This is a genomic window from Amycolatopsis nigrescens CSC17Ta-90 (assembly GCF_000384315.1).
Classification (GTDB): Bacteria; Actinomycetota; Actinomycetes; order Mycobacteriales; family Pseudonocardiaceae; genus Amycolatopsis; species Amycolatopsis nigrescens.
In genome coordinates this window covers 3,709,206-3,733,491 of sequence record NZ_ARVW01000001.1, presented here as the reverse complement: position 1 = coordinate 3,733,491, position 24,286 = coordinate 3,709,206, and the positions used below count along the sequence as shown (strand labels likewise).

The 24,286-nt window shown below is 70.5% G+C and carries 30 protein-coding genes; 9 read left to right on the top strand and 21 right to left on the bottom strand.

All coding sequences use genetic code 11. The features are described 5' to 3' along the window. Positions 1 to 84: 84 nt before the first annotated feature. The 4 genes from AMYNI_RS0117485 to AMYNI_RS0117470 all read left to right on the top strand — a co-directional run bounded on the left by AMYNI_RS0117485 (position 85) and on the right by AMYNI_RS0117470 (position 4,920). A complete protein-coding gene (locus AMYNI_RS0117485) occupies positions 85 to 627 on the top strand; it encodes a MarR family winged helix-turn-helix transcriptional regulator (protein WP_020669320.1) in 543 nt (180 codons plus the stop codon). Further along, positions 624 to 3,287, top strand: a complete 2,664-nt coding sequence (locus tag AMYNI_RS0117480; protein ID WP_020669319.1) for an MFS transporter — start codon at positions 624 to 626, stop codon at positions 3,285 to 3,287. Before AMYNI_RS0117485 ends, AMYNI_RS0117480 begins: the two co-directional genes overlap by 4 nt. Continuing rightward, positions 3,284 to 4,105 carry a YceI family protein gene (locus tag AMYNI_RS0117475; RefSeq protein WP_020669318.1) on the top strand — a complete coding sequence of 274 codons (822 nt, stop codon included), beginning with the start codon at positions 3,284 to 3,286 and terminating at the stop codon, positions 4,103 to 4,105. Before AMYNI_RS0117480 ends, AMYNI_RS0117475 begins: the two co-directional genes overlap by 4 nt. Before the next feature lie 146 nt (positions 4,106 to 4,251). Beyond that, a complete protein-coding gene (locus tag AMYNI_RS0117470) occupies positions 4,252 to 4,920 on the top strand; it encodes a DedA family protein (RefSeq protein ID WP_026360578.1) in 669 nt (222 codons plus the stop codon). Between the two features lie 6 nt (positions 4,921 to 4,926). Here AMYNI_RS0117470 and AMYNI_RS0117465 read toward each other — a convergent pair whose 3' ends face one another. Next, positions 4,927 to 5,340, bottom strand: coding sequence for a VOC family protein (locus AMYNI_RS0117465; RefSeq protein ID WP_020669316.1), 414 nt, complete (start codon positions 5,338 to 5,340; stop codon positions 4,927 to 4,929). 197 nt (positions 5,341 to 5,537) lie between these two features. Between AMYNI_RS0117465 and AMYNI_RS0117460 the strand changes: the two genes are divergently transcribed. From AMYNI_RS0117460 to AMYNI_RS0117450, 3 genes are read left to right on the top strand one after another with little or no spacing between them, the layout of a single operon-like run. Further along, positions 5,538 to 5,834, top strand: coding sequence for a hypothetical protein (locus AMYNI_RS0117460; protein ID WP_020669315.1), 297 nt, complete (start codon positions 5,538 to 5,540; stop codon positions 5,832 to 5,834). Between the two features lie 5 nt (positions 5,835 to 5,839). After that, on the top strand, positions 5,840 to 7,555 hold the full coding sequence (locus AMYNI_RS0117455; protein ID WP_020669314.1) for an alpha/beta hydrolase: 1,716 nt from the start codon (positions 5,840 to 5,842) through the stop codon (positions 7,553 to 7,555). Beyond that, a complete protein-coding gene (locus AMYNI_RS0117450) occupies positions 7,555 to 8,124 on the top strand; it encodes an LppA family lipoprotein (RefSeq protein WP_020669313.1) in 570 nt (189 codons plus the stop codon). The genes AMYNI_RS0117455 and AMYNI_RS0117450 overlap by 1 nt, the downstream gene beginning before the upstream one ends. Here the strand turns inward: AMYNI_RS0117450 and AMYNI_RS0117445 are convergent. From AMYNI_RS0117445 to AMYNI_RS0117415, 7 genes are all read right to left on the bottom strand, one after another. After that, entirely contained in the window at positions 8,121 to 8,861 is a 741-nt protein-coding gene (locus AMYNI_RS0117445; protein ID WP_020669312.1) for a S1 family peptidase, read from the bottom strand. The genes AMYNI_RS0117450 and AMYNI_RS0117445 overlap by 4 nt on opposite strands. Positions 8,862 to 8,969: 108 nt before the next feature. After that, positions 8,970 to 9,716, bottom strand: coding sequence for an SDR family oxidoreductase (locus AMYNI_RS0117440; RefSeq protein ID WP_020669311.1), 747 nt, complete (start codon positions 9,714 to 9,716; stop codon positions 8,970 to 8,972). A gap of 15 nt (positions 9,717 to 9,731) precedes the next feature. Then, a complete protein-coding gene (locus AMYNI_RS0117435; RefSeq protein ID WP_020669310.1) occupies positions 9,732 to 10,367 on the bottom strand; it encodes a nucleoside/nucleotide kinase family protein in 636 nt (211 codons plus the stop codon). Next, positions 10,367 to 11,248, bottom strand: coding sequence for a PfkB family carbohydrate kinase (locus tag AMYNI_RS0117430; RefSeq protein ID WP_026360577.1), 882 nt, complete (start codon positions 11,246 to 11,248; stop codon positions 10,367 to 10,369). Before AMYNI_RS0117430 ends, AMYNI_RS0117435 begins: the two co-directional genes overlap by 1 nt. After that, a complete protein-coding gene (locus tag AMYNI_RS0117425; RefSeq protein ID WP_020669308.1) occupies positions 11,248 to 12,063 on the bottom strand; it encodes an ATP-binding cassette domain-containing protein in 816 nt (271 codons plus the stop codon). Before AMYNI_RS0117425 ends, AMYNI_RS0117430 begins: the two co-directional genes overlap by 1 nt. Continuing rightward, positions 12,060 to 13,058 carry an ABC transporter permease gene (locus AMYNI_RS0117420; protein WP_020669307.1) on the bottom strand — a complete coding sequence of 333 codons (999 nt, stop codon included), beginning with the start codon at positions 13,056 to 13,058 and terminating at the stop codon, positions 12,060 to 12,062. Before AMYNI_RS0117420 ends, AMYNI_RS0117425 begins: the two co-directional genes overlap by 4 nt. After that, positions 13,055 to 14,083 carry a substrate-binding domain-containing protein gene (locus AMYNI_RS0117415; protein WP_020669306.1) on the bottom strand — a complete coding sequence of 343 codons (1,029 nt, stop codon included), beginning with the start codon at positions 14,081 to 14,083 and terminating at the stop codon, positions 13,055 to 13,057. The genes AMYNI_RS0117420 and AMYNI_RS0117415 overlap by 4 nt, the downstream gene beginning before the upstream one ends. Positions 14,084 to 14,203: 120 nt before the next feature. Here AMYNI_RS0117415 and AMYNI_RS0117410 point away from each other — a divergent pair, with 120 nt between their 5' ends. Next, entirely contained in the window at positions 14,204 to 15,235 is a 1,032-nt protein-coding gene (locus AMYNI_RS0117410) for a LacI family DNA-binding transcriptional regulator (protein ID WP_026360576.1), read from the top strand. Between the two features lie 4 nt (positions 15,236 to 15,239). Here the strand turns inward: AMYNI_RS0117410 and AMYNI_RS0117405 are convergent, their stop codons facing one another. Then, complete coding sequence (locus tag AMYNI_RS0117405; protein ID WP_026360575.1) at positions 15,240 to 16,262, bottom strand: glycoside hydrolase family 76 protein; 1,023 nt, start codon at positions 16,260 to 16,262, stop codon at positions 15,240 to 15,242. A 55-nt stretch (positions 16,263 to 16,317) separates the two neighbouring features. Between AMYNI_RS0117405 and AMYNI_RS0117400 the strand changes: the two genes are divergently transcribed. Beyond that, a complete protein-coding gene (locus AMYNI_RS0117400; RefSeq protein WP_020669303.1) occupies positions 16,318 to 18,456 on the top strand; it encodes a molybdopterin-dependent oxidoreductase in 2,139 nt (712 codons plus the stop codon). Between the two features lie 123 nt (positions 18,457 to 18,579). On the opposite strand, the gene AMYNI_RS0117395 is transcribed toward AMYNI_RS0117400, so the two are convergent. The 12 genes from AMYNI_RS0117395 to AMYNI_RS0117345 form a co-directional block, all read right to left on the bottom strand. Further along, positions 18,580 to 19,239: a TrmH family RNA methyltransferase gene (locus AMYNI_RS0117395; RefSeq protein WP_020669302.1), complete on the bottom strand. Its 660-nt coding sequence runs from the start codon at positions 19,237 to 19,239 to the stop codon at positions 18,580 to 18,582. 12 nt (positions 19,240 to 19,251) lie between these two features. After that, on the bottom strand, positions 19,252 to 19,644 hold the full coding sequence (locus AMYNI_RS0117390; protein WP_026360574.1) for a DUF2784 domain-containing protein: 393 nt from the start codon (positions 19,642 to 19,644) through the stop codon (positions 19,252 to 19,254). 110 nt (positions 19,645 to 19,754) lie between these two features. Then, positions 19,755 to 19,943, bottom strand: a complete 189-nt coding sequence (locus AMYNI_RS49080) for a hypothetical protein (protein WP_157357390.1) — start codon at positions 19,941 to 19,943, stop codon at positions 19,755 to 19,757. A gap of 19 nt (positions 19,944 to 19,962) precedes the next feature. Then, positions 19,963 to 20,535, bottom strand: coding sequence for an alkaline shock response membrane anchor protein AmaP (locus AMYNI_RS0117385; RefSeq protein WP_020669300.1), 573 nt, complete (start codon positions 20,533 to 20,535; stop codon positions 19,963 to 19,965). Then, complete coding sequence (locus AMYNI_RS0117380) at positions 20,532 to 21,068, bottom strand: DUF6286 domain-containing protein (protein WP_020669299.1); 537 nt, start codon at positions 21,066 to 21,068, stop codon at positions 20,532 to 20,534. The genes AMYNI_RS0117385 and AMYNI_RS0117380 overlap by 4 nt, the downstream gene beginning before the upstream one ends. Beyond that, positions 21,065 to 21,505, bottom strand: a complete 441-nt coding sequence (locus tag AMYNI_RS44750; RefSeq protein WP_020669298.1) for an Asp23/Gls24 family envelope stress response protein — start codon at positions 21,503 to 21,505, stop codon at positions 21,065 to 21,067. Before AMYNI_RS44750 ends, AMYNI_RS0117380 begins: the two co-directional genes overlap by 4 nt. Continuing rightward, a complete protein-coding gene (locus tag AMYNI_RS0117370) occupies positions 21,502 to 21,690 on the bottom strand; it encodes a hypothetical protein (protein ID WP_020669297.1) in 189 nt (62 codons plus the stop codon). Before AMYNI_RS0117370 ends, AMYNI_RS44750 begins: the two co-directional genes overlap by 4 nt. Before the next feature lie 56 nt (positions 21,691 to 21,746). After that, entirely contained in the window at positions 21,747 to 22,217 is a 471-nt protein-coding gene (locus AMYNI_RS0117365) for an Asp23/Gls24 family envelope stress response protein (protein WP_020669296.1), read from the bottom strand. Between the two features lie 108 nt (positions 22,218 to 22,325). Further along, the gene (locus tag AMYNI_RS0117360) at positions 22,326 to 22,631 is read right to left on the bottom strand and encodes a hypothetical protein (RefSeq protein WP_020669295.1); all 306 of its coding nucleotides are present in this window, start codon (positions 22,629 to 22,631) and stop codon (positions 22,326 to 22,328) included. Next, a complete protein-coding gene (locus tag AMYNI_RS0117355) occupies positions 22,628 to 23,020 on the bottom strand; it encodes an Asp23/Gls24 family envelope stress response protein (protein WP_020669294.1) in 393 nt (130 codons plus the stop codon). Before AMYNI_RS0117355 ends, AMYNI_RS0117360 begins: the two co-directional genes overlap by 4 nt. 64 nt (positions 23,021 to 23,084) lie before the next feature. Next, a complete protein-coding gene (locus AMYNI_RS0117350) occupies positions 23,085 to 23,669 on the bottom strand; it encodes a hypothetical protein (protein WP_020669293.1) in 585 nt (194 codons plus the stop codon). After that, positions 23,660 to 24,235 carry an RNA polymerase sigma factor gene (locus tag AMYNI_RS0117345; protein ID WP_026360573.1) on the bottom strand — a complete coding sequence of 192 codons (576 nt, stop codon included), beginning with the start codon at positions 24,233 to 24,235 and terminating at the stop codon, positions 23,660 to 23,662. Before AMYNI_RS0117345 ends, AMYNI_RS0117350 begins: the two co-directional genes overlap by 10 nt. Positions 24,236 to 24,286 lie beyond the last annotated feature (51 nt).

Sequence of the window (24,286 nt, the reverse complement as noted above, 5' to 3'; positions counted from 1 at the left end):
AAACCGTCACCGTGGGTGCATCCTTGCTCTAGGCAACTAGTTGCAGCAGGCAAATAAGACATTTCTCTACGAAAGACCCACGTGATGGCACTCAGCACCGATCGGCCCCATGACGCCGGCCCGGCGACACCGGCCGAACTGGACCTCGCGGACCAGCTCGGCCACCAGCTCGTCCGGTTCATCCGCCTGATCAACAAGGTCAAGTCCCAGCACGCGAAGCAGGGCCCGGACGGCATCGAGCGAGCCGCCTACGCGATCTTGTTCTCCCTGATCCACGACGGGCCGCAGCGCACCAGCAAGCTGGCCGAAGCGCTGCACTCCGAGATCTCCACGATCAGCAGGCAGAGCAGCTCACTGGTGCAGCACGGCCTGGTCGAGCGCCAGTCCGATCCCGAGGACGGCCGCGCCTGCCTGCTGGCACCCACCGCTGAGGGGCACCGGGTCTTCGAAGAGAACCGCAAGCAGCGGAACCTCTGGCTGGCCGGCGTACTCGCCGACTGGCCGGAGGAAGACCGCCAGACGCTGAACCGGCTCTTCGACCGGCTCAACTCCGACATGGAACTACACACTCCGCAGATCGCCGACGAGCCCGCTCAGGCTCAGGCCAAGGGGGAACACACCGCATGACTCGCTCCATCGCAGACCAACCGCCACCAGGCGACCAGACAGCCGACCAGGCCAAGGCCGCGGACACCGACAGCCACCCCAACCTGTCCCACCGGCAGATCGTCACCATCCTGATCGGCCTGATGTCCGGCATGTTCCTGGCCGCGCTGGACCAGACCATCGTGGGCACCTCGATCGTCAAGATCGCGAACGACCTGGACGGGTTCGACCTGCAGGCGTGGATCACCACCGCCTACCTGATCACCTCGACCATCGTCACGCCGATCTACGGCAAGCTCTCCGACATCTACGGCCGCAAGCCGCTGTACCTGATCGCGATCTCGATCTTCCTGGTCGGCTCGGTGGCGTCCTCGTTCGCGACCTCGATGTACGAGTTGGCCGCGTTCCGCGCCGTGCAGGGCCTCGGCGCCGGTGGCCTGATGTCGCTGGCCATGACCATCCTTGGCGACCTCGTGCCGCCCCGGGAACGGGCCCGCTACCAGGGCTACTTCCTCGCCGTGTTCGGCATCTCGACGGTGCTCGGGCCGGTGCTCGGCGGCTTCTTCGCCGGGTTCGACAAGCTCGGCAGCATCGGCGGCTTCGAGATCAGCGGCTGGCGCTGGGTGTTTCTGATCAACGTGCCGATCGCCATCATCGCGCTGTTCGTGGTGGCCAGGGTGCTCAACGTGCCGCACGAGCGGCACGACCACAAGATCGACTGGTGGGGCGGGCTCACCCTGGTGATCGCCGTGGTGCCCTTCCTGATCATCGCCGAGCAGGGCAACAAGTGGGGCTGGGGCTCCGGCAGCGCGATCCTCTGCTACGTGATCGGCGCCGTCGGCGTGGTGTCGTTCATCCTGGTCGAACGCGTGATGAAGGATGCCGCGCTGATCCCGCTGCGGCTGTTCAAGAACTCCACCTTCACCGTGGCGATCATCGGCGGCATCATCGTCGGCGTCGCGATGTTCGGCGCGATCATGATGATCCCGCAGTACATGCAGGTGGTGCAGGGCTACACGCCGACCGAGTCCGGGCTGCTGATGCTGCCGCTGATGGCGGGCATCATGAGCGCGTCCATCATCTCCGGCCAGCTCACCAAGAAGACCGGGCGGTACAAGGTGTTCCCGGTGATCGGCACCCTGCTGATCGCGGCGGGCGCGTTCCTGTTCGCCCAGGTCGAGTACGACAGCGCGCTGTGGCACCCGCTGGTCGCGGCCGCGATCATCGGCTTCGGCCTCGGCAACTGCATGCAGACGCTGATCATCGCGGTGCAGAACGCCGGCCCGCGGCGCGACATGGGCGTGTCCACCGCTTCGGCCACGTTCTTCCGGCAGATCGGTGGTACCGCGGGTGTCGCAGTGTTCCTGACCATCCTGTTCAACGTGCTGCCGGGCAACATCACCAAGGCCTTCGGCGGCAACCCGCCGCCCGGCGGCGCCGGTGCGCTCGGCGACCTGCAGACCAACACCAGCGGGATCGCGAACCTGCCCGAGCAGATCAGGGTGCCGGTGCTGGTCGGCTTCACCGACTCGATCAGCACGGTGTTCTACGTGGCGGGCGCGGTGGCGCTGCTGGCCTTCGTGGTGCTGCTGTTCATGAAGGAGATCCCGCTGGCCAGCGGTGCTCCGGCGGCTTCGACGCTGGAAGGCGGCGAAGCCCTGTTCGAGGACGAGCCCACCGAAACGCTCGTCCCGGCGAACCGGGACACCACCTGGGCGGACGCGGACGCGGCACTGGACGCGATCCGCGAACCCCAGCTCGTCGGCGCCGGGCGGCACTCGCTGCAGAACGGCAACGGTGAGTACGCCGCCATGACCGGCACGTCGAGCATGGCCAACCCGATCACCAATTCGGCCGCGAGCACCGGGCACCCGGTGCACACCGGCGGACCGCCGATCACCGGGTACGTCCGGCGACAGGACGGCAGCTCGGTGGCGGGCGCCGCGCTGACCCTGATCGACCAGCGCGGCCGCCAGGTGTCCAGGGGCGTCGGCGGCGGCGACGGCGGGTACTCGGTGAGCACCCCCGGCCCGGGCACCTACGTGCTGATCGTGTCCGCCGGCGGACACCAGCCGCAGGCGTCCAGCGTGGTGGTCGGCGAAAACGCCCCGGCCAGGCTGGACATCACGCTCACCGGTTCCGGCGAGCTGACCGGGGTGGTCCGGGTGGCCGGCCGCGGCAGCGCGCTGGCCGGGGCGACCGTCACGCTGACCGACGAGCGCGGCGAAGTGACCGGGGCCTGCATCACCACCGACGACGGGGTGTACCGGTTCAACGGGGTCGGCGCCGGCAGCTACACGCTGGTCGCCAGCGCCGAAAAGTTCCGGCCGATCGCGGTCACGCTGACCGTGGCGGACAGCGGGCGGCTGCGGCACGACGTCGAGCTGGCCGGGGCCGTGCGGCTGGCCGGTACCGCCAGGACCGACGGCGACCGGATCGTGCCGGACGCGCGGATCACCGTGCTGGACCAGGAGGGCAACGTGGCCGCGGTGGCCAGGACCGACGCCGCCGGGCACTACCTGGTCAACGACCTGCCGGAAGGTGAGTACACCGTGGTGGCCAGCGGCTACCCGCCGGCCACCAGCCAGGTGAACCTGGTCGGCGGCGGCGAGGCCGGCCACGACGTGCGGCTCGGCTACGACCAGGTGCTGGACGAGTTCGCGCCGCTGGACCGTCGATGAGCGGGCTGCGGGCGGACGTGCGCACGGCCGAAGGCTGGGCCGTGGAGCACGCGGTGCTGACCGTGACCGACCTGACCGGCCACCAGGTCGCACGGGTCGCCGCGGACGCGAAAGGCGGGCTGGCCACCGAGCCGCTGCCGGCCGGGGTGTACACGGCGGTGCTCACCGCGGCCGGGTTCACCCCGGTCGCGCGCACCGCGCAGGTCGCATCGGACGGCACCGGCTCGCTCGGTGAGATCCGGCTCCAGCCGTCGGCGGACTCAGTCGAGCTGCCGCCGGCGGGGCCGTGGGTGATCGACCCGATGCACTCGTCGGTGGTGGCCACCGCCCGGCACCTCGGCATCGCCAGCATCAAGGCGCGGTTCAGCGAGCTGTCCGGCCGGATCGTGGTCGGCCGTCCCGCGGAACAGTCCTCGGTGCACGCGGAGATCAACGCGGCGAGTATCGACACCGGCATCAAAATGCGCGACGACCACCTGCGTTCCGCCGATTTCCTGGAGGTGGACGTCTATCCGACGATCACTTTTCGCAGTACCGGCATGCGGCAGCGGAGCACCGACAGCTGGACGCTGTCCGGCGAGCTGAACCTGCACGGAGAGCGCCGGCCGGTGGATCTCGACCTGCGTTACGGCGGTTACGGACCGGATCCGTGGGGTGGAGTACGGGCCGCGTTCCATGCCGAAACGCAGCTCCATCGCAATGATTTCGCAATCAACTACAACGCGATGGTGCGGGCCGGAGTCGCCGCCGTCGGCACGAAGGTCAAGGTCGAACTCGATATCCAGGCCGTACAGGGCGAAACCCTGCCCGAGCTGTGACCGAAGGGTCGTGAGTGAAAAGTGTTGCCGAGGGAACGTTTTTCACTCACGACCTCGGCCTCACCGAGCGTGATCACCCAGCCACCTTTCCTAGAAATACATACACAGGCGACGTGCGATTCGCCGTCTCCACGTAGGCTCGGTTCGTGAGTTTGGTTTCCGCGGAGTCGGCAGGGTTCGGCGTGAGCTGGCTCGATACGGCCGGTCCGACACTGGTCTGGGTCATCGTGCTGAGCTTCGTATTCGTCGAATGCGCACTGATCATCGGGCTTTTCCTGCCCGGTGATTCGCTGCTGTTCGCCGCCGGGGTGGTGCTGGCCCAGCACGGCGCGGACGCCAACGCCTGGCTGCTCTCCGCCGCCGCGCTGGTGGTGGCCGTGGTCGGCAACCAGGTCGGTTACTACATCGGCCAGCGCACCGGCACGAAGTTCATCGCGCGCCGGGGCGGCAAGGTGCTCAACCGGCACAATCTCGACCGGGCCAGGTCGTTCCTGGACCGCAAGGGGTTCTTCGCCATCGTGGCGGCGAGGTGGATCCCGTGGGTCCGCACGCTGGCGCCGCTGATCGCGGGCGCGGCCAGGATGGACCCGCGGCGGTTCATGCTGGCGACCGCCGCCGGCGGGCTGCTCTGGGTGCCCACGCTGGTGCTGCTCGGCTACTACGGGGCCGGCCTGCTGGACCAGATTCCCTGGGTGAAGACCGTGGTGGTCTGGCTCAGCGTCGCCTTCTTCGTGCTCGGCACCGGCTTCGGGGTGTGGCGCTACCGGCAGGAGATGCGCCGCCCGGTGGACGACACCGAGACCGCCCGCGCCTGAGCCCGTTCAGTCTTCGGGGTCGGCCCAGACCTCGAGCTGGATCCCGTCCGGATCGCGGAACACCACGACCTCCGACCCGGCCAGCGTGCGCGAAGGTGCGGCCGCGGTGAAGGTGACGCCGTACTCGGCGAGCCGCTTCTCCCAGTCGCGCAGTTCCTCGTGCGTGGACACCTTGAACGCGACGTGGTCGAGCCCGGTCCGGCGCTCGTCGAAACCGCGGCGGCCGGTGTCCGGGTGCTGCACCAGCACCACCGCGAACTCGCCGTCGGGTGAACGCAGCACCACCTTGCGCAGGCCGGTGTCCGGGTCCTCCCGGCGGGTGAGCTCCTCGAGTTCGAGCACCCGCACGTACCAGGGCACGCTTCGGTCTACGTCGGTCACCGTGAGCGCCAGATGGTGCACACACGTGAGCTTGGACATGTAAGAAAGCCGTCCTTTCCCGCCCCGGCCCGCACCCCCCGCGCACATCAAAGCGCCATGCCGGAGCACAGAGTTACCCGGCCCCGGTGAATTCCCGGTAACCGACACCGTGCTAGCACCAATTCGCGTGATTCTCGGAACCGAACCGTCACCTGTGCTGTCATAGTGTGCACGGTCGGCTACCCCGGGGGCACAGAGTGAGCGGCTACGAAGCGCAGATCCAGGCGCTGCGCACGGCGGCGGAGGCGGCCCGTTCGGCCGGCCGGCAGGTGTCCGGTGTGGACCTGGCCGGCGCGATCACCGGTGCGGCCAGCGCGATGCCCGGTTCCCAGACCGCCAAAACCTGCGGCACGCTGGGCAACTCCTGGCGCGGCGACCTGTCAGGCTGGGTGGCTCAGGCCGACGGCTACGCGAACGACCTGAGCATCGCCGCCGACGGCTACGCGGCCAACGAGGAAGCCGCCGCGGCGGCCTTCCCGACCGTGGCGAAGTAGCGGAGATGGTCGGCTACGGAGACGTCCGGAAGTGGCGGCCGGAACCGCTGGACACCGCCGAACAGCAGCTCAAGGGCCTCGGCGAGCAGCTGCTCGGCCTCGCCGACGAGTTCACCGCGATGGGCACCCCTGCCGGCTGGTCCGGCGGCTCGGCCGAGACCGCGAAGGGCACCAGGACGCGGGTCACCGACCGGATGGAACACGTGGTCGCCGGGGTCGGCGCGGCCAGGTCCGGGCTGATGCAGGGCGCGGACGCGGTGGCCGGGCTGAAACGCGGTGTCGAAGAGGCCGACGGCCTGGCCAAGGCGCGCGGGTTCACCATCGGCGACGACGGCTCGGTGACCGACACCGCCCCGCCCCAGAACGTGCCGCCCGAGCAGGCCGACGACGTGGCGCGGGAGCGGACGCGGACCAAGGACGAGCTGGTGGACAGGGTGGAGCAGATCCTGCGCCGCGCCCAGGACATCGACAACGACCTCAACGGCGTCTTCGGCCGCATCATGCACGGCGAGATCAGCGATGACGGCGCCACCGACCTGGCGTCCGCGGCCAAGGCCGGCGCCAGCCACGGCGGGCTGTCCGTGTTGGAACCGCCGTCCGGTATCGGCACCCCCGGCGACAACGCCGGCTGGTGGGACACCCTCAGCGACGCGGAGAAACGCCAGGTCATCGCCCAGCACCCGGACTGGGTCGGCAACCGCGACGGCGTGCCGTTCACCGCCCGCGACGAGGCCAACCGCGCCCGGCTGCAGACCGAGAAGGCCCGTCTCCAGGACGAGGCCCGCAAGCTGCAGGCCGATCTGGACGACAACGTGTTCGGCGGCCTGTTCAGCAACGCCGACGCCGGACTGGACCAGGTCAAGGCCAAATTGGAATCGATCAAGGCCATCGAGGACACGCTGTCGCAGCCGGGCACCAGGCAACTGCTGGTGCTCGACATGTCGAACGAGCGGGCGGAGGCCGCCGTCGCAAACGGCAATGTGGACAAGGCGGACCACGTCGCGGTCTTCACCCCCGGCCTCACCTCCACCGTCAACGGCAGCCTCGGCGACTACGACAAGAACATGTACGACCTGCAACAGCGGACCGGGGACCTGCAGGACAGGTATGGCAAGGGCGAGTCCGTGGCCACCGTCAGCTGGATCGGCTACCAGGCACCGCAGATGACGCCCGGCGGCGTGCTGTTCGACGACAACACCGTGCTGGACGACCATTCCGCGCAGGAAGGCGCCAAGAAACTGGCGCCCTTCCTGAACGGCATCGACACCGCGCGAGACCAGGACGCGCACGTCACCGCCCTCGGCCACTCCTACGGTTCGACCACGACCGGTTTGGCCTTGCAGCAGAACACCGGCGTGGACGACGCGGTCTTCTTCGGCTCGCCCGGCCTCGGTACCAGCGACATCGGCGACCTCAAGGTGCCGGAAGGGCACGCCCACTACATCGAGGGGCGCAATGACCCGGTGGGGGACTTCGGCTATTTCGGCATCGACCCCAGCCACATGGACGGGATGCAGCACCTCTCGGCGAAGGAGTCCGTGCTGCCGGGCTCCGACAAGCCGATGACCGAGTCCGCGTGGCACAGTTACTACCTGGACGACAACAGCACGAGCCAGTACAACATGGGGGTGGTCGTGGGCGGGATGCGTGAGCGTGCGATCACCGACGACGGCAAGGGCCTCGGCGACATCCTGTCCTGGCCAGTACCCGGGACCTACTGATGACACTGAAACGCGCCGCGCTCGCCGCCTGCCTGGCGGCTCCGCTGCTGCTCGGTGGGTGCACCGCGGAGAAACCCGAGGGAGCCGGTGTGGACGCGAGTTTCGCGGAACTGATGAAACGTCCGGACATCGAGCAGGCCGAAGCGGAATACCAGGGACTGCTGGCCACGATCCGCGAAAAGCTGGTCACCGACATCGGCATCGCGGCCTGGGTACCGAGTGACGATGAGCCGAGCGCCGCGGGTTGCGGCGACAAGTTCCCCGGCCTCGGCGCGGACGGGCAGACGCGGTTCTATCGATCAGGAAAGTCGCCGGGCAACCTGCCCGACGCGGACTGGCCGCGCGCGGTCTCGCTGACCGCCGAACTGGCACGGCAGCACGGTTTCGGTGAGCCCGCCGTGAACGTCGACCGACCCGCCGACCACGAGGTGATCCTCCGCCATCCGAACGGGGCCGAGCTCATCTTCGGCACCGCCAACAACACCACACTCGCGCTGAGCACCGGTTGTCATCTCACCGCCGAGGCGCACAAGCGAGGCGCCCCGGCGGCGGAGAAACCGCTGTACTAGCCGATCTGCTGGTGGATCCAGTCGGCGAGGATGTCGACGCGGGCGGTGGTCTCCTCGCCGTCGTGCGGGCAGCCGGGGCCGTCGCTCTCCACCGAGACCAGGGTGTTGCCGGCGAAGTACGGTGCGCCCGAGTCGTAGGTGCAGGCGCTGGTGTCGGCGGACGGCCACACGCCGTGCACGCCGGCGGTGCTCTCCGCGACGCTGCCGACGGCGACCTTCCCGTACCGCAGCTGGGTCGACGGCACCGGGTTCGTCTCCTCGGTGGCGCCCCAGCCGGCGAGCGTGAGGGCATCGTCCTTTTCCGGCGCGCTGGTGGCCACGTCCAGCGTGGTCACCCCGTGCACCGGTTCGGCGAGCTTGGCCAGCGCGACGTCGTTCACCCCGGACTGGCGGACCTCCACCACGTCGACCACGGTGCCGGACTCGTCGTCGGTGTTGGCCTTGCCGACCGTCGCGGTGGTATCGTAGGGAACCGGGCCGCTCACCGGCTTGCCGTTCACGTCGTGGAAGCAGTGCCCGGCGGTGGCGATCCACTGTGGACTGATCAGGCCGGCCGAGCAGGCGCTGTCGTAGGTGCTGCCGTCCGGTTTCGGGATGTCCGTCATGGTCAGCTTCACCGCGAAGGGGAACATCCCGGTACTCGCGTCCTTGCCGTTGGCGACGGCGTTGGCCGGAGCCGCGCCGAATCCCAGCACCAGAATCGCACCGATCAGACCAGCGACCGTCACCCTGCGCATCAATTCAACTCCAATCGGGTGGGAATTTCTCACCCGTGCTAGCTAAATTCCCATGATCAATTCACGGAAGGTAGCAGATATCGGAGTCGGCAGGTAGCGCGTGACCGGCTAACGGCCGCCGCCGATCGGCAGCACCGCACCGGTGGCGTAGGACGCGGCCGGGGAAAGCAGCCACAGCACCGCTTCGGCGATCTCTTCGGGCTGGGCGGGCCGGCCGAGCGGGATGCTCGGGGCGAGGCGCTCCAGCCGGTCGTGCAGTCCGGCTTCGGCGTGCAGCTGGGTTTCCACCATGCCGGGCGCGACCGCGTTCACCCGGATCCGCTCGGCGGCGACCTCCTGGGCCAGGCCCAGGGTCATCGTCTCCACCGCGGCCTTGCTTGCCGCGTAGTGCACCCATTCCCCGGCCGAGCCGAGGCGCGCCGCGGTGGACGAGACGTTCACGATCGAACCGCCGCCGCCACCGTAGCGAGTGGACATCCGCTTCACGGCCTCCCGCGCGCACAGGAAAACGCCGGTGACGTTGACGTCGAACACCCGGCGCACCCCGGTCACCGTCTGCTCGTCCAGCCGCCCCGGGCTGAACCCGGTGATGCCGGCGTTGTTCACCAGATTCGTGATCGGGCCCAGCGCGGACGCGGTTTCGAACATGCCGCGCACCTCGTCCTCGTCGGAGACGTCCGCCCGCACCGCCAACGCCCGCCGGCCGCAGCTCTTCGCATAATCCACCACCGCGCTCGCCGCGTCGGCGTCGTTGCGGTAGTTGACCACCACGTCGTACCCGTGGTGCGCGGCCAAGGTGCAGACCGCGGCGCCGATACCCCGACTACCCCCGGTAACGATCAGAACACCGTTCATCTCCCCATAGTGGAGTCAGATCGCGAAATTGACCAGCGGCATGTTCTCCAGCACCAGATCCGCCCTCGGCGCGGTGGCGGTGATCAGGTCCGCGTTGCGCTGGTCCGAACCGAGCGCGCGCTGCTGCGCCTCCACCAGCGTGCGGCCGTACCGCCGGTGCCGGGTGACCAGCCGCTCCAGCCGCTCCGGTTCGTCCGGGGCCAGGAACCACGCCTCGTCCAGCAGCGGCCGGATGCCGCGCCACGGATCCTCGTCCAGCAACAGGTAGTTGCCTTCGGTGATGACCAGCCGCACCTCCGGCGGCACCGGCACCGCACCCGCGATCGGCTCCTCGATCTCCCGCCGGAACTCCGGCGCGTAGACCGTCTCGGTGCCGTCCTTCAAGCGCCGCAGCAGATGCACGTAACCGTCGGCGTCGAAGGTGTCCGGCGCGCCCTTGCGCTCGGCGCGGCCAAGCCGTTGCAGCTCCACCTGCGCCAGGTGGAAGCCGTCCATGCCGACCACCGCGGCCCTGGTGCCCAGTTTCTCGGCCAATCCCCAGGCCAGAGTGGTCTTGCCCGAAGCGGGTGCGCCCACGATGCCGAGCACGGTCCGCCGCTCGCTCGAGGCGAAATCCTGCGCCCTGGCCAGCAAATCGTCGAAGGTTGTCATCAAGTTCCTCTTTCCAGTCCGGCGACCAGTCCTCTTACCGCGGCCGTCCAGGACCGCGGACCTGCGTGCCGCACGCGCTCGGCGGCCACCTCGTTGGCGAAACCGATCAGCTCGGGCAGCTCGAACCTGCCCACACCCCAAGCGAGCGCGCCGTGCCACACGTCGCCGGCGCCAAGGGTGTCGCGCGCTCGCACCCGCGGCACCGACACCTCACCCGAATCGTCCAAAGTGGACCACCGAACCGGGGCGGGGCCGTTCGTGGTGACCACCGCTGGCACGCCGCGCTCGTGCAGCGACCGCCCCGGCGCGCGGAAGTCCGCCGAGCAGGCCGCGATGTCCACCAGCGGCAGCAGTTCGTCCAGCACCGGCTTCCAGCTGCCCGCGTCCAGCAGCACCGGCACCCCGCTCGCCCGCGCCCACCGCGCGGCGGCCAGCGCCAGCTCCGGATGGTGCCCGTCCACCAGCACCGCCCGTACGGGCAAAAAGTCGGCTATTTGCCCGTCGAACGGAAGGCAAAAAGCCGGCTTTTCGCCGAGGGCGGCGGCGTTGTGGGAAACGACGGTGCGTTCGCCGTCGCGTTCGCGGACCACCACGGCGCTGACCGCGGGCGGCGCCAGGTGCTCCGGCAGCGCGTCGAGCACCCGGACGCCGCAGGACTCCAGATCGGCGCGGGCGAGGCCGGCCAGCGGATGCGCGCCGAGCACGGTGAGCAGGGTGGCCTGCCCACCGAGCGCGGCCACGGTCACCGCCGCGTTCGTCGCCGGCCCCCCGGCGGCGACGTCCACGGCCCGCGACTGCACCTTCCGCGCCGCCTCGCCCGCACCGGGGAACTCGGCCACCCGCTGCACCAGGTCCACCGTGCACAGTCCGGCCAGCAGGATCACGTCAGCCCGGCCCGCACCGCCGCCGCCACCTCTTCCACCTCACCGTTCTCGCCGATCCGCAGCGCACCGGTGATCAGCCCGACCACCTGGTTCATGCTGTGCGTCTCCGGCGTGACCACGGCAGCGCGCCGGCCGAGCCGGTGCACGTGGATCCGGTCCGCGATGTCGAACACGTGCGGCATGTTGTGGCTGATCAGCACCACCGGCAGGCCGCGGGCGCGGATCCGGTCGATCAGCGCGAGCACCTTGCCGGACTCGGCGACACCGAGCGCGGCAGTCGGCTCGTCCATGATCACCGCCTTGGTGCCGAACGCGGCGGCCCGCGCCACCGCGACGCCCTGACGTTGCCCACCGGACAACGTCTCCACCGGCTGGGTGATCGACTTGACCTTGATGCCCAGCTCGTCCAGCACCCGCTGCGCCTCGGCCCGCATCGCGGCGGTGTCCAGCTTGCGGACAAGGCCGAGCGGTCCGGTGCGCCGCTTTTCCCTGCCCAGGAACATGTTCGTGGCGATGTCCAGTGCGGGCGCGACGGCGAGGTCCTGGTAGACCGTCTCGATCCCGTAGCGCCGGGCGTCGATCGGGGTGCGGAAGTGCACGGTCTCGCCGTCCACCTCGATCTCGCCCGCGTCCGGCACCAGCGCCCCGGACAGCGCCTTGATCAGGCTGGACTTGCCGGCGCCGTTGTCGCCGACCACGGCCAGCACCTCGCCCGGGTACAGGTCGAAGTCGGCGCCGTCCAGCGCGGTGACCCGGCCGTAGCGCTTGACCAGCCCGCGGGCCGCCAGGGTGGGCTTCGCTGCTTCGGTCACGACTTCCTCCTCGCCAAACGGTCCACCGCCACCGCGGCGATCACCAGCGCGCCGGTGGCCACGTCCTGGTACAGCGCGTCCACGCCGAGCTGGGTCAGCCCGGACCGGAGCACGGCCACCACCAGCGCGCCCAGCATGGTGCCGATCACCGAGCCGCGGCCGCCGAACAGGCTGGTGCCGCCGAGCACCACGGCGGTGATCGAGTCCAGGTTGCCGAGCTGGAAGGCGTTCGGGTCGGCGTTGGGCACCCGGCCCAGCGCCTGCCAGGCAGCGATCCCGAAGATCACCCCGGCGGTCACATACACCGAAAGAATGGTCCGGTTGACCTTGATCCCGGACAGCCGCGCGGACTCCGGCGCGTTGCCGACGGCGTAGACGTGCTTGCCCCACGCGGTCTTGGTCAGCGCGTACCACATGCCGAGGTACATCAGCAGCGCCAGCGTCATGCCGTAGGTGACCGGGATGCCGCCGAACAGGTAACGCCGAGTCCCCAGCCAGGTGAGCAGCCCGCTGTCGATCTGCACGCCCTGTCCACCGGCGACCAGTTTCGCGGTGGCGGTGAGCATGGTCAGCATGCCGAGCGTGACGATGAACGGCGGCAGCTTGATCCTGGTGACCAGCGAGCCGGTGACCGCGCCGAGCACCGCGGTGGCCGCGATGCCAAGCAGCAGCGCGAAGATCCCGTCCACCCCGCCGACGAACAGCTTCGCCATCAGCAGGGTGCCGAGCACCATCGCGGCCGCGTTGGCCAGGTCGATCCCGGAGGTCAGGATGATCAGCGTCTGGCCGAGCGCCAGCGTGCCGATCACCAGCGACTGCTGCACCACCAGGGAAAGGTTGTCCAGGTTGAGAAAGGTGTCGGTGGAGAAGGCGAACACCAGGATGGCCACCAGCAGCGCCAGCGCGGGGCCGACGGCGGGGGCGCGCAGGAAAAGCTCGCCGACGCTCGGCTTTTCGTCGAGCGGCGCGGTTTTGGTCGCGGTTGCGGATGTCATTTCCGGTCCCCCCAGCAGTTCTGCAGTCCCCAGTCGGTGTTCTGGCTCTCCAGGCCCGGCACCGGCCGGTCGCTGATCACCACGGACCCGGTGTTCACGAACCCGGCCGGCTTCTTGCCGGTCTTGGCGTAGTCGACCGCCGCGGCCACCCCCTGCTCGGCCATCTTCTTCGGGAACTGCATGACGGTCGCCGCGTACTCGCCGTCCTTGACGTTCTGCACGCCTTCGCAGCCGCCGTCGATCGAGCCCATCGCCACCCGGTCCACCAGGCCGCGGGCCTGCAGCGCGGCGTAGGCACCACGGCCCATCGGCTCGTTCATGGTGTACACCGCGTTGATGTCGGTGGTGCGCTGCAACAGGTTCTCCACGCCCTGCTGCGCCAGGCTCTGGTCGCCGTTGGCCGGGGTGCGGCCGAGGATCTGCGGCGCGTCGTCGGCCAGCCCGATGCCCTTGAGGAAACCGCTGTGGCGCTGGGTGTCCACCGTGCTGCCCGCGGTGCCGTCCACCATCAGCAGCTTCGGTGCGGCACCGGCCAGCGCCGCCTTGACGTAGGCGCCCTGCTGACGGCCGGCCTCGACGTTGTCGGTGGCGATGGTGGCGTCCACCGCCTCCGCCGGCTCGGTCGCGGTGTCCAGCGCGAGCACCAGCACCCCGGCCTCGCGGGCCCGCTTGATCGCGTCCAGCACCCCGGTGGACGAGCTCGGCGTGATCAGGATGGTGTTCGCGCCCTGCTGCATCAGGTTCTCGATGGCCCGGACCTGGCCGTCGTTGTCCCCGTCGAACTGACCGGCGAGCGCGTGGAAGTCCGCGCCGAGTGACTGCGCGGCGGCACTGGCCGCGTTGCGCAGCTCGACGAAATAGGGGTTGGTATCGGTCTTGGTGACCAGGCCGACGCTGGCCTTGCCGCCACCGGCGGTGGTGCCGCCACCCCAGTGGCGTTCCACCGTGCAGCCGGTCAACGCCAGCACGGCGGCCAGGCCGGCCGTGCCGATCTTGAAACTCCGGTTGAGACGTCGCTGTCTCATGTTCCCTCCGCGTGCCGCTGGAGCCGACGATGCCCCGGAAGGTAGACACGCCTATGCTGATCTCGCAAGCGTTTGCGCAAACGCTTGCGAGTGAACCATCCGCGACGCTCGGGGGACGCCTTGCCACAGCCGAGATCCTCGCGCCCGACCCAGCGCGACATCGCCGAGATAGCCGGGGTTTCGATCACCACCGTCTCACACGTGGTCAACGGGACCCGCGCGGTCGCCCCGGAAACCAGGGCGGCGGTGCTGGCCGCGGTCGAGCAGACCGGCTACACCGGGGACGCGATCGCGCGCTCGCTGGTCACCGGCGGCACCCGCTCGATCGGGGTGGCCATCTCCCTGCTGGCGAACCCGTACTTCGCGATGCTGATCCAGGCCATCGAACGCGAAGCCGCCGAAGCCGGCTACACCGTGCTGCTCGCCGACACGCACGACACCGTCGCCACCGAACAGGACACCGTGCGCACCCTGCGTTCGCGCCGGGTGGAAGGCATGCTGCTCACCCCGGCGCCGGGCGACGGAGCGGTGATCAGCGAGCTGGTTTCGCTGGGCGTGCCGACCGTGCTGATGGACCGGCTGGCCACCCGCGGCGACGTGGACCAGGTCGGGGTGGAGAACATCCAGTCCACCTCGGCGCTGACCGAGCACCTCGCGTCGCTCGGGCACCGGCGGATCGGCCTGATCAGCGGCGCGGCCGGGCTCAGCACCAGCGAGGAGCGCACCCTCGGCTACCGGCTCGGCCTCGGCAGGGCCGGGCTGTCCTGGACACCCGAACTGGTGGCCTGCGGGCATTCTTCGCGGGAGGGCGGGGTCGAGGCGCTGCGCACCCTGCTGGCCCAGCTCGACCCGCCGACCGCGCTGGTGGTGGCGAACGACAGCATGATGGTCGGCGTGCTGCACGAGGCCCGCCGCCGCGAACTGCGGATCGGCCGGGACCTGCCGGTGGTGGTATACGACGACGTGGAATGGGCCGATCTGGTGGATCCGCCGCTGACCACGATGGCGCAGCCGATCGAGGCCATCGGGCGGCAGGCCGTCCGGCTGCTGCTGGCCAGAATCGCCGACCCGGACCGCAAACCGGAGACCGTCCGCTTGCCCCCTTCTCTGCGCCACCGCTCCTCCTGCGGCTGCCCACCACCCGGCAAATAGCCGGCTATTTGCCGGTTAGGGTGTGCGCGGCTTCGAGCAGGAGCCAGGCGCCGACCTGGACGGAAAGGTCGCGGGCGGGATGGCCTTGGGGTAAGGGCAAGATGGGGGCCTTTACTGTCCATTCTGGACTGAAGAGTGGGCCGTGCGGGGCCACCATGGCGCTGCGCCAGCAGGCTTCGGCCGAGTTCAGCACCACCGAACGCGCGGCCGTCGCCTCCGGGCACGGCGGCAGCCGGTGCACGGCCAGTGCCAGATATCGGGCCAGTATCCCGGCGAACAGCCCGCCGTCCCCGCCGCCCTGGCCGCGCAGCACCCCGGCCGGCGCGCAGTGCGCGACCACCGCGCGGATGGTCCGGAGCGCGGAGTCCACTTCGGACAGATCTAGGCAGGCGCCGAGGAAGACACCTTGGCAGTAGGTGTAGACGAGCTTCACCAGTTCGCCGGTGTCCACCCGGAAGCCGTCCCAGACCAGCCCGGTGTCCGGGTCGACCAGCCGCGTCTCCATCCATTCGAGCAGTTCCGCGGCCCGCCCGGTTTCGCCGCGGCGTGCGTGCAGGATCGCGGCGGGCCCGTTCGCCGGCGCGTTCTTGAACTCGTCCCCGCGCCGCCACCAGATGCCGCCGCCCGCGTCCTCCGTCCAGCCTTCGCGCAGTTGCGCCAGGATCACCGACACGGGCTCGTCCACGGGCAGGCCGGTCACCTTGCCGGCGCGGTCCAACGCCAGGCCGAGCCAGGCGATGTCGTCGTAGTAGTCGTTGGTCCACTTGCCGAAGTTGCGCCGCAGCACCGATTTCACGAACCGCTCGATCAGCAGGGCCCGCGCAGGCTCCGGGGCGCGCAGCTGCGCGTCGACGAGGCAGTCCAGCAAATGCGCTTGCCACCAGTAATTCCAGTGACGGTGCAGCCGCTGGCCGGGGGTGGGCGGCCAGCCGCTGCGACCGAGCGCCGTACCGGGCAAGGCCCAGACACGGCGCAAATGCCTGCCGCGAACCGCTCGTTCGGCGGCCGCGGCCCATTCCGGCTCCATGGGCCCATTTTCGCGCAGCCCTGGACATACCGCGCGGTATGTATACCATGCGAAGATGACAACAGCGCAGGTCACTTGTCCGCTTTGTGAAGCAACCTGCGGCCTAGACGTCACCTTCGACGACGCCCAGCGCGTAGTCGGCGTACGCGGTGACGCGGAGGACGTCTTCTCTCGCGGCTACATCTGCCCGAAAGGCGCGTCACTCGGCGCGCTGCACCACGACCCGGATCGCCTGCGCGCCCCGCTGGTCAAGCGCGACGGCGAGTTCACCGAGGTCGGCTGGGACGAGGCGTTCGCCGAAATCGACGCGAAACTGCCCGGGATCATCGGCGAGCACGGCAAGGACTCGGTGGCCGTCTACGCCGGCAATCCGTCCGCGCACAACCTGGCCAGCACGCTCTACGGGCGGGTGCTGTTCAAAGCGCTCGGCACCAGGAACTTCTACACCGCCGGCTCGGTCGACCAGCTGCCGAAGCACTACTCCTCCGGCTACCTGTTCGGCGACCCGCTGGCCATCCCGGTGCCCGATCTCGATCGCACCGGCTACCTGCTGATGCTCGGCGCGAACCCGCTGGTGTCCAACGGCAGCCTGATGACCGCCGCCGACGTCCGCGGCAGGCTGCGCGGCATCCGCGCCCGCGGCGGCAAGCTGGTGGTCGTCGACCCGAAGCGATCCCGCACCGCGGCGCAGGCCGACGAGCACCACGCGATCCGGCCCGGCACCGACGCGCTGCTGCTGTTCGCCATGATCGGCGTGCTGTTCGCCGAGAACCGGGTTTCCCTCGGCGAACTCGCCGGGCAGGTCAACGGCCTGACCGAACTGCGCGAGCTGGCCAAGCCGTTCACCCCGGAGGCCGTCGCCCCGCACACCGGCCTGGACGCGGACGTGATCCGCCGGCTGGCGCTCGAACTGGCGGACGCGGAACGGGCCGCGGTCTACGGCCGGATCGGCACCACCACCCAGGCTTTCGGCACCCTGGCCAGCTGGCTGGTGGACGTGCTGAACGTGCTCACCGGCAACCTGGACCGCGAAGGCGGCGCGATGTTCCCGCGGCCGGCGGCGGTGGCCGCGGTGCGGAGCAAGCCGTTCCGGTCCGGGCGCTGGCGGACCAGGGTGCGCGGGCTGCCGGAGGTGCTCGGCGAAGTGCCGGTGGCCACCATGGCCGACGAGATCAGCACCCCCGGCGAAGGCAAGGTGCGGGCGCTGATCACCATCGGCGGCAACCCCTGCCTGAGCGCGCCGAACTCCGCGCGCCTCGCCGAAGCGTTGCGAGAACTGGATTTCATGGTCTCGGTGGACGTATACCTGAACGAGACGAGCCGGCACGCGGACGTGATCCTGCCCGGCCCGACCCCGCTGGAACGGCCGCACTACGACCTCGCGCTGTACCAGTTCGCGGTGCGCAACGTGGCGAACTGGACCCCGGCCGCGGTGGCGACCGAGGTGCCGCAGGAGTGGCAGACCCTGCTGCGGCTGACCGGGGTGGTCACCGGCCAGGGACCGGACGCGGACCTGGCCGCGCTGGACGAGTTCGTCGCGGCCGGGCTGGCCGGGCAGCTCGGGCTGACCCCGGCGCCGGACCGGACCGGCCCCGAACGGCTGCTGGACCTGATGCTGCGCGCGGGCCCGTACGAGCTGGCACTGGCCGACCTGGAGGCGGCACCGCACGGGATCGACCTCGGCCCGCTGCGGCCACGGGTGCCCGAGGTGCTGCGCACCGCCAGCGGCCGGATCGAACTGGCACCGGAAGCGATCGTCGCGGACCTGCCGAGGCTCGCGGCGGAGCTGGGCAACGCGCCGGACGGCGGGCTGGTGCTGATCGGCAGGCGGCAGCTGAGCTCGAACAACTCCTGGATGCACAACCTGGAACCCTTGGTGCGCGGGAAGAACCAGTGCACCGTGCAGGTGCACCCCGCCGACGCCGGACGGCTCGGGCTGACCGACGGCGGGCGCGCGGTGGTGAACTCGCACGCCGGCAAGGTGGAGGTGCCGGTGGAGGTGACCGACGAGATCCGGCCGGGGGTGGTGAGCATCCCGCACGGCTGGGGCCACGACCTGCCGGGCACCAGGACCGCGGTGGCCGCCGCGCACGCCGGGGTGAACTCGAACCTGGTCACCGACGACGGCCCGCTGGACGCGCTCTCCGGCACCGCCGTGCTCAACGGCATCCCGGTCGACGTCACCCCCGCCTGACCGGAAACACCCGACCTTTCCCCTCAACCGAACCGGCCCAACGTGACGTTCGGCTCGTTCTAGTGGCCGAACGTCACGTTGGGCTCGGTCGCCGGGCCGGAAAAGGTCGGGTGGCTGAGGGGGTCACCAGGCGGTGGCGAGGTCGGCGTGGCGGCGGATCCAGGCGTGCATGACGATGCCGGCGGCCACCCCGGCGTTGATCGAGCGGGTGGTGCCGAACTGCGCGATGGACACGGTCATCGCGGCCATCTCCTGCGCCGGCGCGGACAGGCCGGGGCCCTCCTGGCCGAACAGCAGCACGCAGTCACGCGGCAGTTCGGCGGTCTCCAGCGGCCGCGCGCCCGGCCGGTTGTCCACGCCGACCACGACGAGTCCTTTCGCGGCGGCGAACTCGGCGAGGCCGGTGACGTCCTCGTGATGCAGCAGGTGCTGGTAGCGGTCGGTGACCATGGCGCCGCGGCGATTCCACCGGCGCCGGCCGACGATGTGCACCGCGGCCGCGGCGAACGCGTTCGCGGTGCGCACCACGGTGCCGATGTTGTGGTCGTGCTGGAAGTTCTCGATGGCCACGTGGAACGGGTGCCGCCGAGCATCCACATCGGACACGATCGCCTCGCGCCGCCAGTAGCGGTAGGCGTCCACCACGTTGCGCCGGTCGCCGTCCGCCAGCAGCTCGGGGTCGTACCGGTCACCCTCGGGCCAGGCCCCCGGCCACGGCCCGACACCGACGTCTTCGCGCGCGCCCCACTCGGTCGGGCCGGTCTGCTGCTCGTCCACCGTCACCCGGGAAGTGTCTCAGCCGAGCTGGACCCCGTGCGCCGACGCGTCCTGGGCGTCGTGGCGGTGCTTCCAGCGCAGGTAGGCGCCCACGTAGGAGACGACCAGGATGACGAAGGCGAGCAGCGCCACCATCGGCAGCAGCGACCGGGGGAACACCGTGTCGTAGAGGTAGTAGGCGTTGAAGCCGCCGGGCAGGTCACCGAGGCCCTGCTGATGGCGGAAGTAGTTCTCCAGCGCGGTGAACGGGCAGGGAATGGGGAAGATGTTGACCAGGATGCCCCAGGCCGCGAACCCGATGTGCACGAAGATGCTCTTCGGCCAGCGCCACGCCAGGAAGCCACCGAAGCCCATGTAGAGCAGCGCGAGCAGGTGTACCGCTACCGTCGCGTCCGCCAGAAACCCGTACACCTGCACATACCCCCTTCGCGCCCGACTTCGAGGATACTCTCCGAAACCTGAGAACAGGTCGACAAAGTGATCTAGTGACCCCTGGCTTTACCCGTAGGGGTGGTCCCTGATCACCGTGTCTCCGGCGGCTCCGGCGGGGTCACCCCCGGCGGGAAGTCCGGCGGGGTCTGCCCCGGATACGGCGACGGGGTCTCGTGCGGGTACTGCTCCGGCGCGTCCGGCGGCTTGCGGCGGCGCGGGAACGGCGGCTGATGGCCGGGCCTCTCCGGCTCTGCTGGCTTGTCCGGCGGCTTTTCCACGGCTTTGAAGCTACGCCGGTCAGCGGGCCCTGGCACCGGTTTTCGCGGTCAGCCGAAACTCCACCGCGGCCGGCAGTTCGCCGAGGTCCAGGGCTTGCCGCAGCCGGGGCAGCGCGTGCCCTTCGATCCGTCGCCGCAGCTCGCCGAGGTCCGCCCCGCGCTCGGCGCCGACCGCGAGGAACAGCGACGGCGACTGCTGGGCACCGGCCAGCGTGGCGCGCACCGAATGCACCCCCGGGTAGGCCTCGATCTCCTCGGCCAGCGGCTGGGTCGCCACCGCCGCGTCGAGCCGGGTGCTGCCCTGTTCCGGGCGCCGCTCCAGCCGCCAGGTGCTGGTCTTCGGCTTGCGCGCGGCCTGTGCGAGCAGCCAGCGCAGGCAGAGCAGGCCCAGCACGACGGCCACCGCGGCGGCCGCGTAGTAAGCCCAGGTCGGCGCGGCCGGCGGAGCCGGGATCAGCGCGCTGCCGGGGTCGAGCACGCGCAGCAGCCCGTAATAGGTCGCCACCGCGAACGCGCCACCGGCCAGCAGCACCAGCCCCAGCAGCGCGAGCAGGGTCCGGTTGAGCCTGGCGGGACGGTTCAGGCCGCTCATCTGCTGCTCCTCGTGGTGACCACCCGGACCCGGGTGCGCGGTCGGGTGACCGGCGCGATCTGGTCCAGCCGCTGTTCGAGCGCGCCGCGGACCGCGTCGGCCATGCCGTCGGTGGTGGTGCGGTGGGTGCGCACCTGCACAGCCACCTTCTTCCGCCGCAACTTCAGCTTCGCGCCGGCGACACCGTCCACGGCGGTGACGCTTTCGTGCAGCGAACTGCGCATGCTGCGCCGGGTCGCGCCGGAGTCCAGCCGGTCTCCGGCACCGGCCAGCGGCAGCACCACCGGACGCCCCGGCAGCACCGCCAGTGCGAGCAGCACCAGCCCGGCCAGCACCGCGACGCCACCGGCGATCAGCACCGGCGGCTCGTTCCAGCTGGTGTCGTGGATCGCGCCGGCCACCGCGTCGTAGCCGAACACCGGCGGCGCACCGACCAGGTACTGGATGGCCGCGGTCGCGACGAGCACGCAACCGGCGAGCAGCACCAGCGCGACCAGCACGGCCGGGGCGCTCCGGCGCGGGCGGCGGATCACGACACCCTCCGCTGCCCGGTTTCCTCGCTGTGCAGCGCGGTGACCACGATGTCCACCCGGCGCACGGCCAGCCCGGTCAGCTCGCCGGTGCGCTCGATCAGGTGCGCGCGGGCCCGTTCCGTGGTGGCCGCGACCGAATCCGGGTATGCCACCGAAAGCCGCACGTCGAGGGTGGCCGACTCGGCCGTGACCTCGGCCCGCACCCTGGCCGCGCGGTCCGCCTCCTCGCTGCCGACGGCCACCCCGAGCACCCGCCTGGCGGACCCGCCGACCCCGGCCACCTCGGTGACGGCGTGCGCGGCGATCCGCTCCACCACCCGTGGTTCCAGGGTGGTCCGGCCGCGTTCCGGCTCGGCCTCGGTGGCGGTTTCCTCTTCGGGTTCGGCGTCTTCGGCACGGTGCCGGCCGGACGGCGGCGCGCTGATCGCGGTGCTCATCGCGTGCCCCGGTCACGGCCGATGCCGGTGAGCGCGGACAGGTCCAGCTTGCCGTCCAGCCAACGGCCGGCCAGCAGTCCGAGCGCGCCGAGCACCAGCACGACGACGAAGGCGGAAAAGCCACCGAAGGCGGCCGCGAAGCCGAGGGCCAGTCCGGCGATGAGCCCGAGCAATGTGGCGTTCATGCTTGTCTCCCAAGACAGGCCCGACGGCCCGCGGTCGCTGGTCGGTGGAGGGACCGTCACTGCACCCGGTCGCTGGTCTCTTCGCCGTCGTCGTCACCCGGAATGTGCACGTCGTTCACGTTGATGTTGACCTCGACCACTTCCAGCCCGGTCATCTGCTCGATCGCGTTGATCACGTTCTTGCGCACCGAACGCGCCAGGTCCGCAATGGACACTCCGTACTCGACCAGCACCTGCAGGTCGACCGCGGCCTGCTTCTCGCCCACCTCAACGGAAACGCCCTGGCTGGCACTCGCGCTGGCGCCGGGGATCCGCTCCCGCAGCGCGCCGAACGCACGGGCGGTACCGCCGCCGAGGGCGTGCACGCCGCTGACCTCACGCGCGGCGAGGCCGGCGATCTTCTGCACCACGGCGTCCGCGATGGTGGTGGAGCCCTGTTTGGTCACCAGCGCGCCGTCGCCGGTGGCGGCCTTGGTCACGGCCGAGTTGGTCTTTTCGGTGGTCTTGTCTGCGGAAGCGGTGGTCATCTTCGGACTCCCTTTGTTTCTGCTGTGGGCCGGGACCTCTTGGCTACCCGATATCTGTTGGACACAGCGGAAAAAGGAAAGTCACGACCCGATCGTGTGGTCTGGGTCTCACGTACCGGTGAACGCGGCCCCATCGATATCGGTGACCACCAACCGCAGAATGGCGTTCTCCCACCGGGTTCCTGCCAGAACCGGGCGGATCGCCTCGGTGGCGCGGTGCAGCAGCGGCGGCAACGGCAGCTCGGTGGCGACCAGCCGGATTCGCACCGCGTCCTCGTCCAGATCGATCGCGAGCGAGTCCCAGTCCCACCACATCCAGGACGCGGTCGGCGGATCGGCCGGGGTGGCAGGGCGCAGGCCGGTCACCCCGGCCAGCGCGGCGAGCAGCTTCCCGGTCAGTTCGGTCGCGGTCATCTCGCCCCCGGTTCAATGTCCAAAATAGACACATCGACGGTGCTGACGTTCAGCCCGGTCGCCGCCAGCACGGCCCGCGACACGGCGCGCTGCACCGCCTGCGCGACGGCCGCCGCCTGGTCCGCGCTGCCGACCACCAGATCCACCCGCACCGAGACGGTGTCCGCGGTGTCGTTCTCGAACCGCACGCTCACCCCGTCCGCCGGTGCCGGGGTCAGTCCCTTCCAGCGCTGCCTTGCGGTCCGCCCCCAGGCGCTGACCAGTCCGACCAGCCCCGGCTCGGTGCGCACCACGCCGGGTGTGGCGGCCGCCGCGCGGGCCGCCACGCTCGCCACCACGGTGTCGCTGATGACGTACTCGGTGCGCAGCCCGGTCGGGTCCACACTCATGCCGGTTCCTCCACGAGTCCGCACGCGGTCGGCCGCCAGATGCCGTGACTCGGCGCGGGTCCGCTCACGCCCCGTCCTCGTCGTAGACATCTTCGACGACCAGGTCCAGTGCCACCAGCCGGAGACCCACCCTGGCCGTGGCGGCCGCACCGACCCGCTCCCGCACCTGTTCCAACGCCTCACCACCGGCCACGTTGCGCATCCCCACGGCGAGGGTCAGCTCGACCTCGACCAGGCTCTCACCGCCGTCGCCGATGCCGACCGTGCGCACCCGGCAGCGGCGGGCCCGCACCCCCGGCACCGCGTCCGCGGCGTACCGCAGCACCACCGCGACCGCCTGCTCGCTCACCTCCACCACGCCGGGTTCGGTGCTGGGCAGCCGCATCATGTGCCCGCGCCGCACCTCCGCCCGCACCGCGGACATGATCCGGCCGACCAGGTCCGGCGGCGGCTCCTCCAGCTCCGCGGCCAGCTCGCCGGTGACCTCCCGCAGCGCCCGCAGGCTTTCCCGCGCCGTCCGGCAGTGCGGGCAACTCAGCTCGTGCTCGTCGGCCAGGCCCTGGTCCACCGCGTCCAGCCGCTCCCAGACCTGCTCCAGGTCGCGCTCGCACGGCAGCTCGTAGCCGCCGGTCGCCCGGTTCACCGCCATGGCCGCATCACCTCTGCCAACTGGGCCCGTGCCCGCGCGATGCGACCGCGTACCGCAGTGCTGTTCGTTCCCACAATCTCGCCGATCTCCTCGTACGACCGGCCATGGACCTCCCGCAACAGCCAGCACGCCCGCTGCTGCGGGGTGAGCTGCTGCAACGCCCGGTTCAGCGCGACCAGCTGCTCGCTCACCTGCGCGGCGTGCTCCGGCTGCCCACCGCGCTGCGGCGGGTCCGCGACCTCGAAGTCCAGCTCCACCTCCGGGCGCCGGGACCGGAGCACGTTCAGGCACCGGTTCGTGGCCGCCCGGTATAGCCAGCCGACGAACGCGGCGTCCTCGCTCAGCTGGGCCAGCCGGCGCCATGCGGTCAGGAACACCTCCTGCACCACGTCCTCGGCGTCGGTGCGGCTGGCCAGCATGCGCACCGCGAGCCGGAAGATCGGGCCCTGATACCGCAGCACCAGCTGTTCGTAGGCGCGCACGTCACCCTCGCGGGCGCGGCTGACCAGCGTCGCGTCGTCGAGCGGTGGGCCCGCTCCAGCCTGCGCGCTCTGCGCGCCCGTCATCGCGGTCACGGCACCTCCTCTCGACTACGACACCGTTGCCCGCGAAACGTC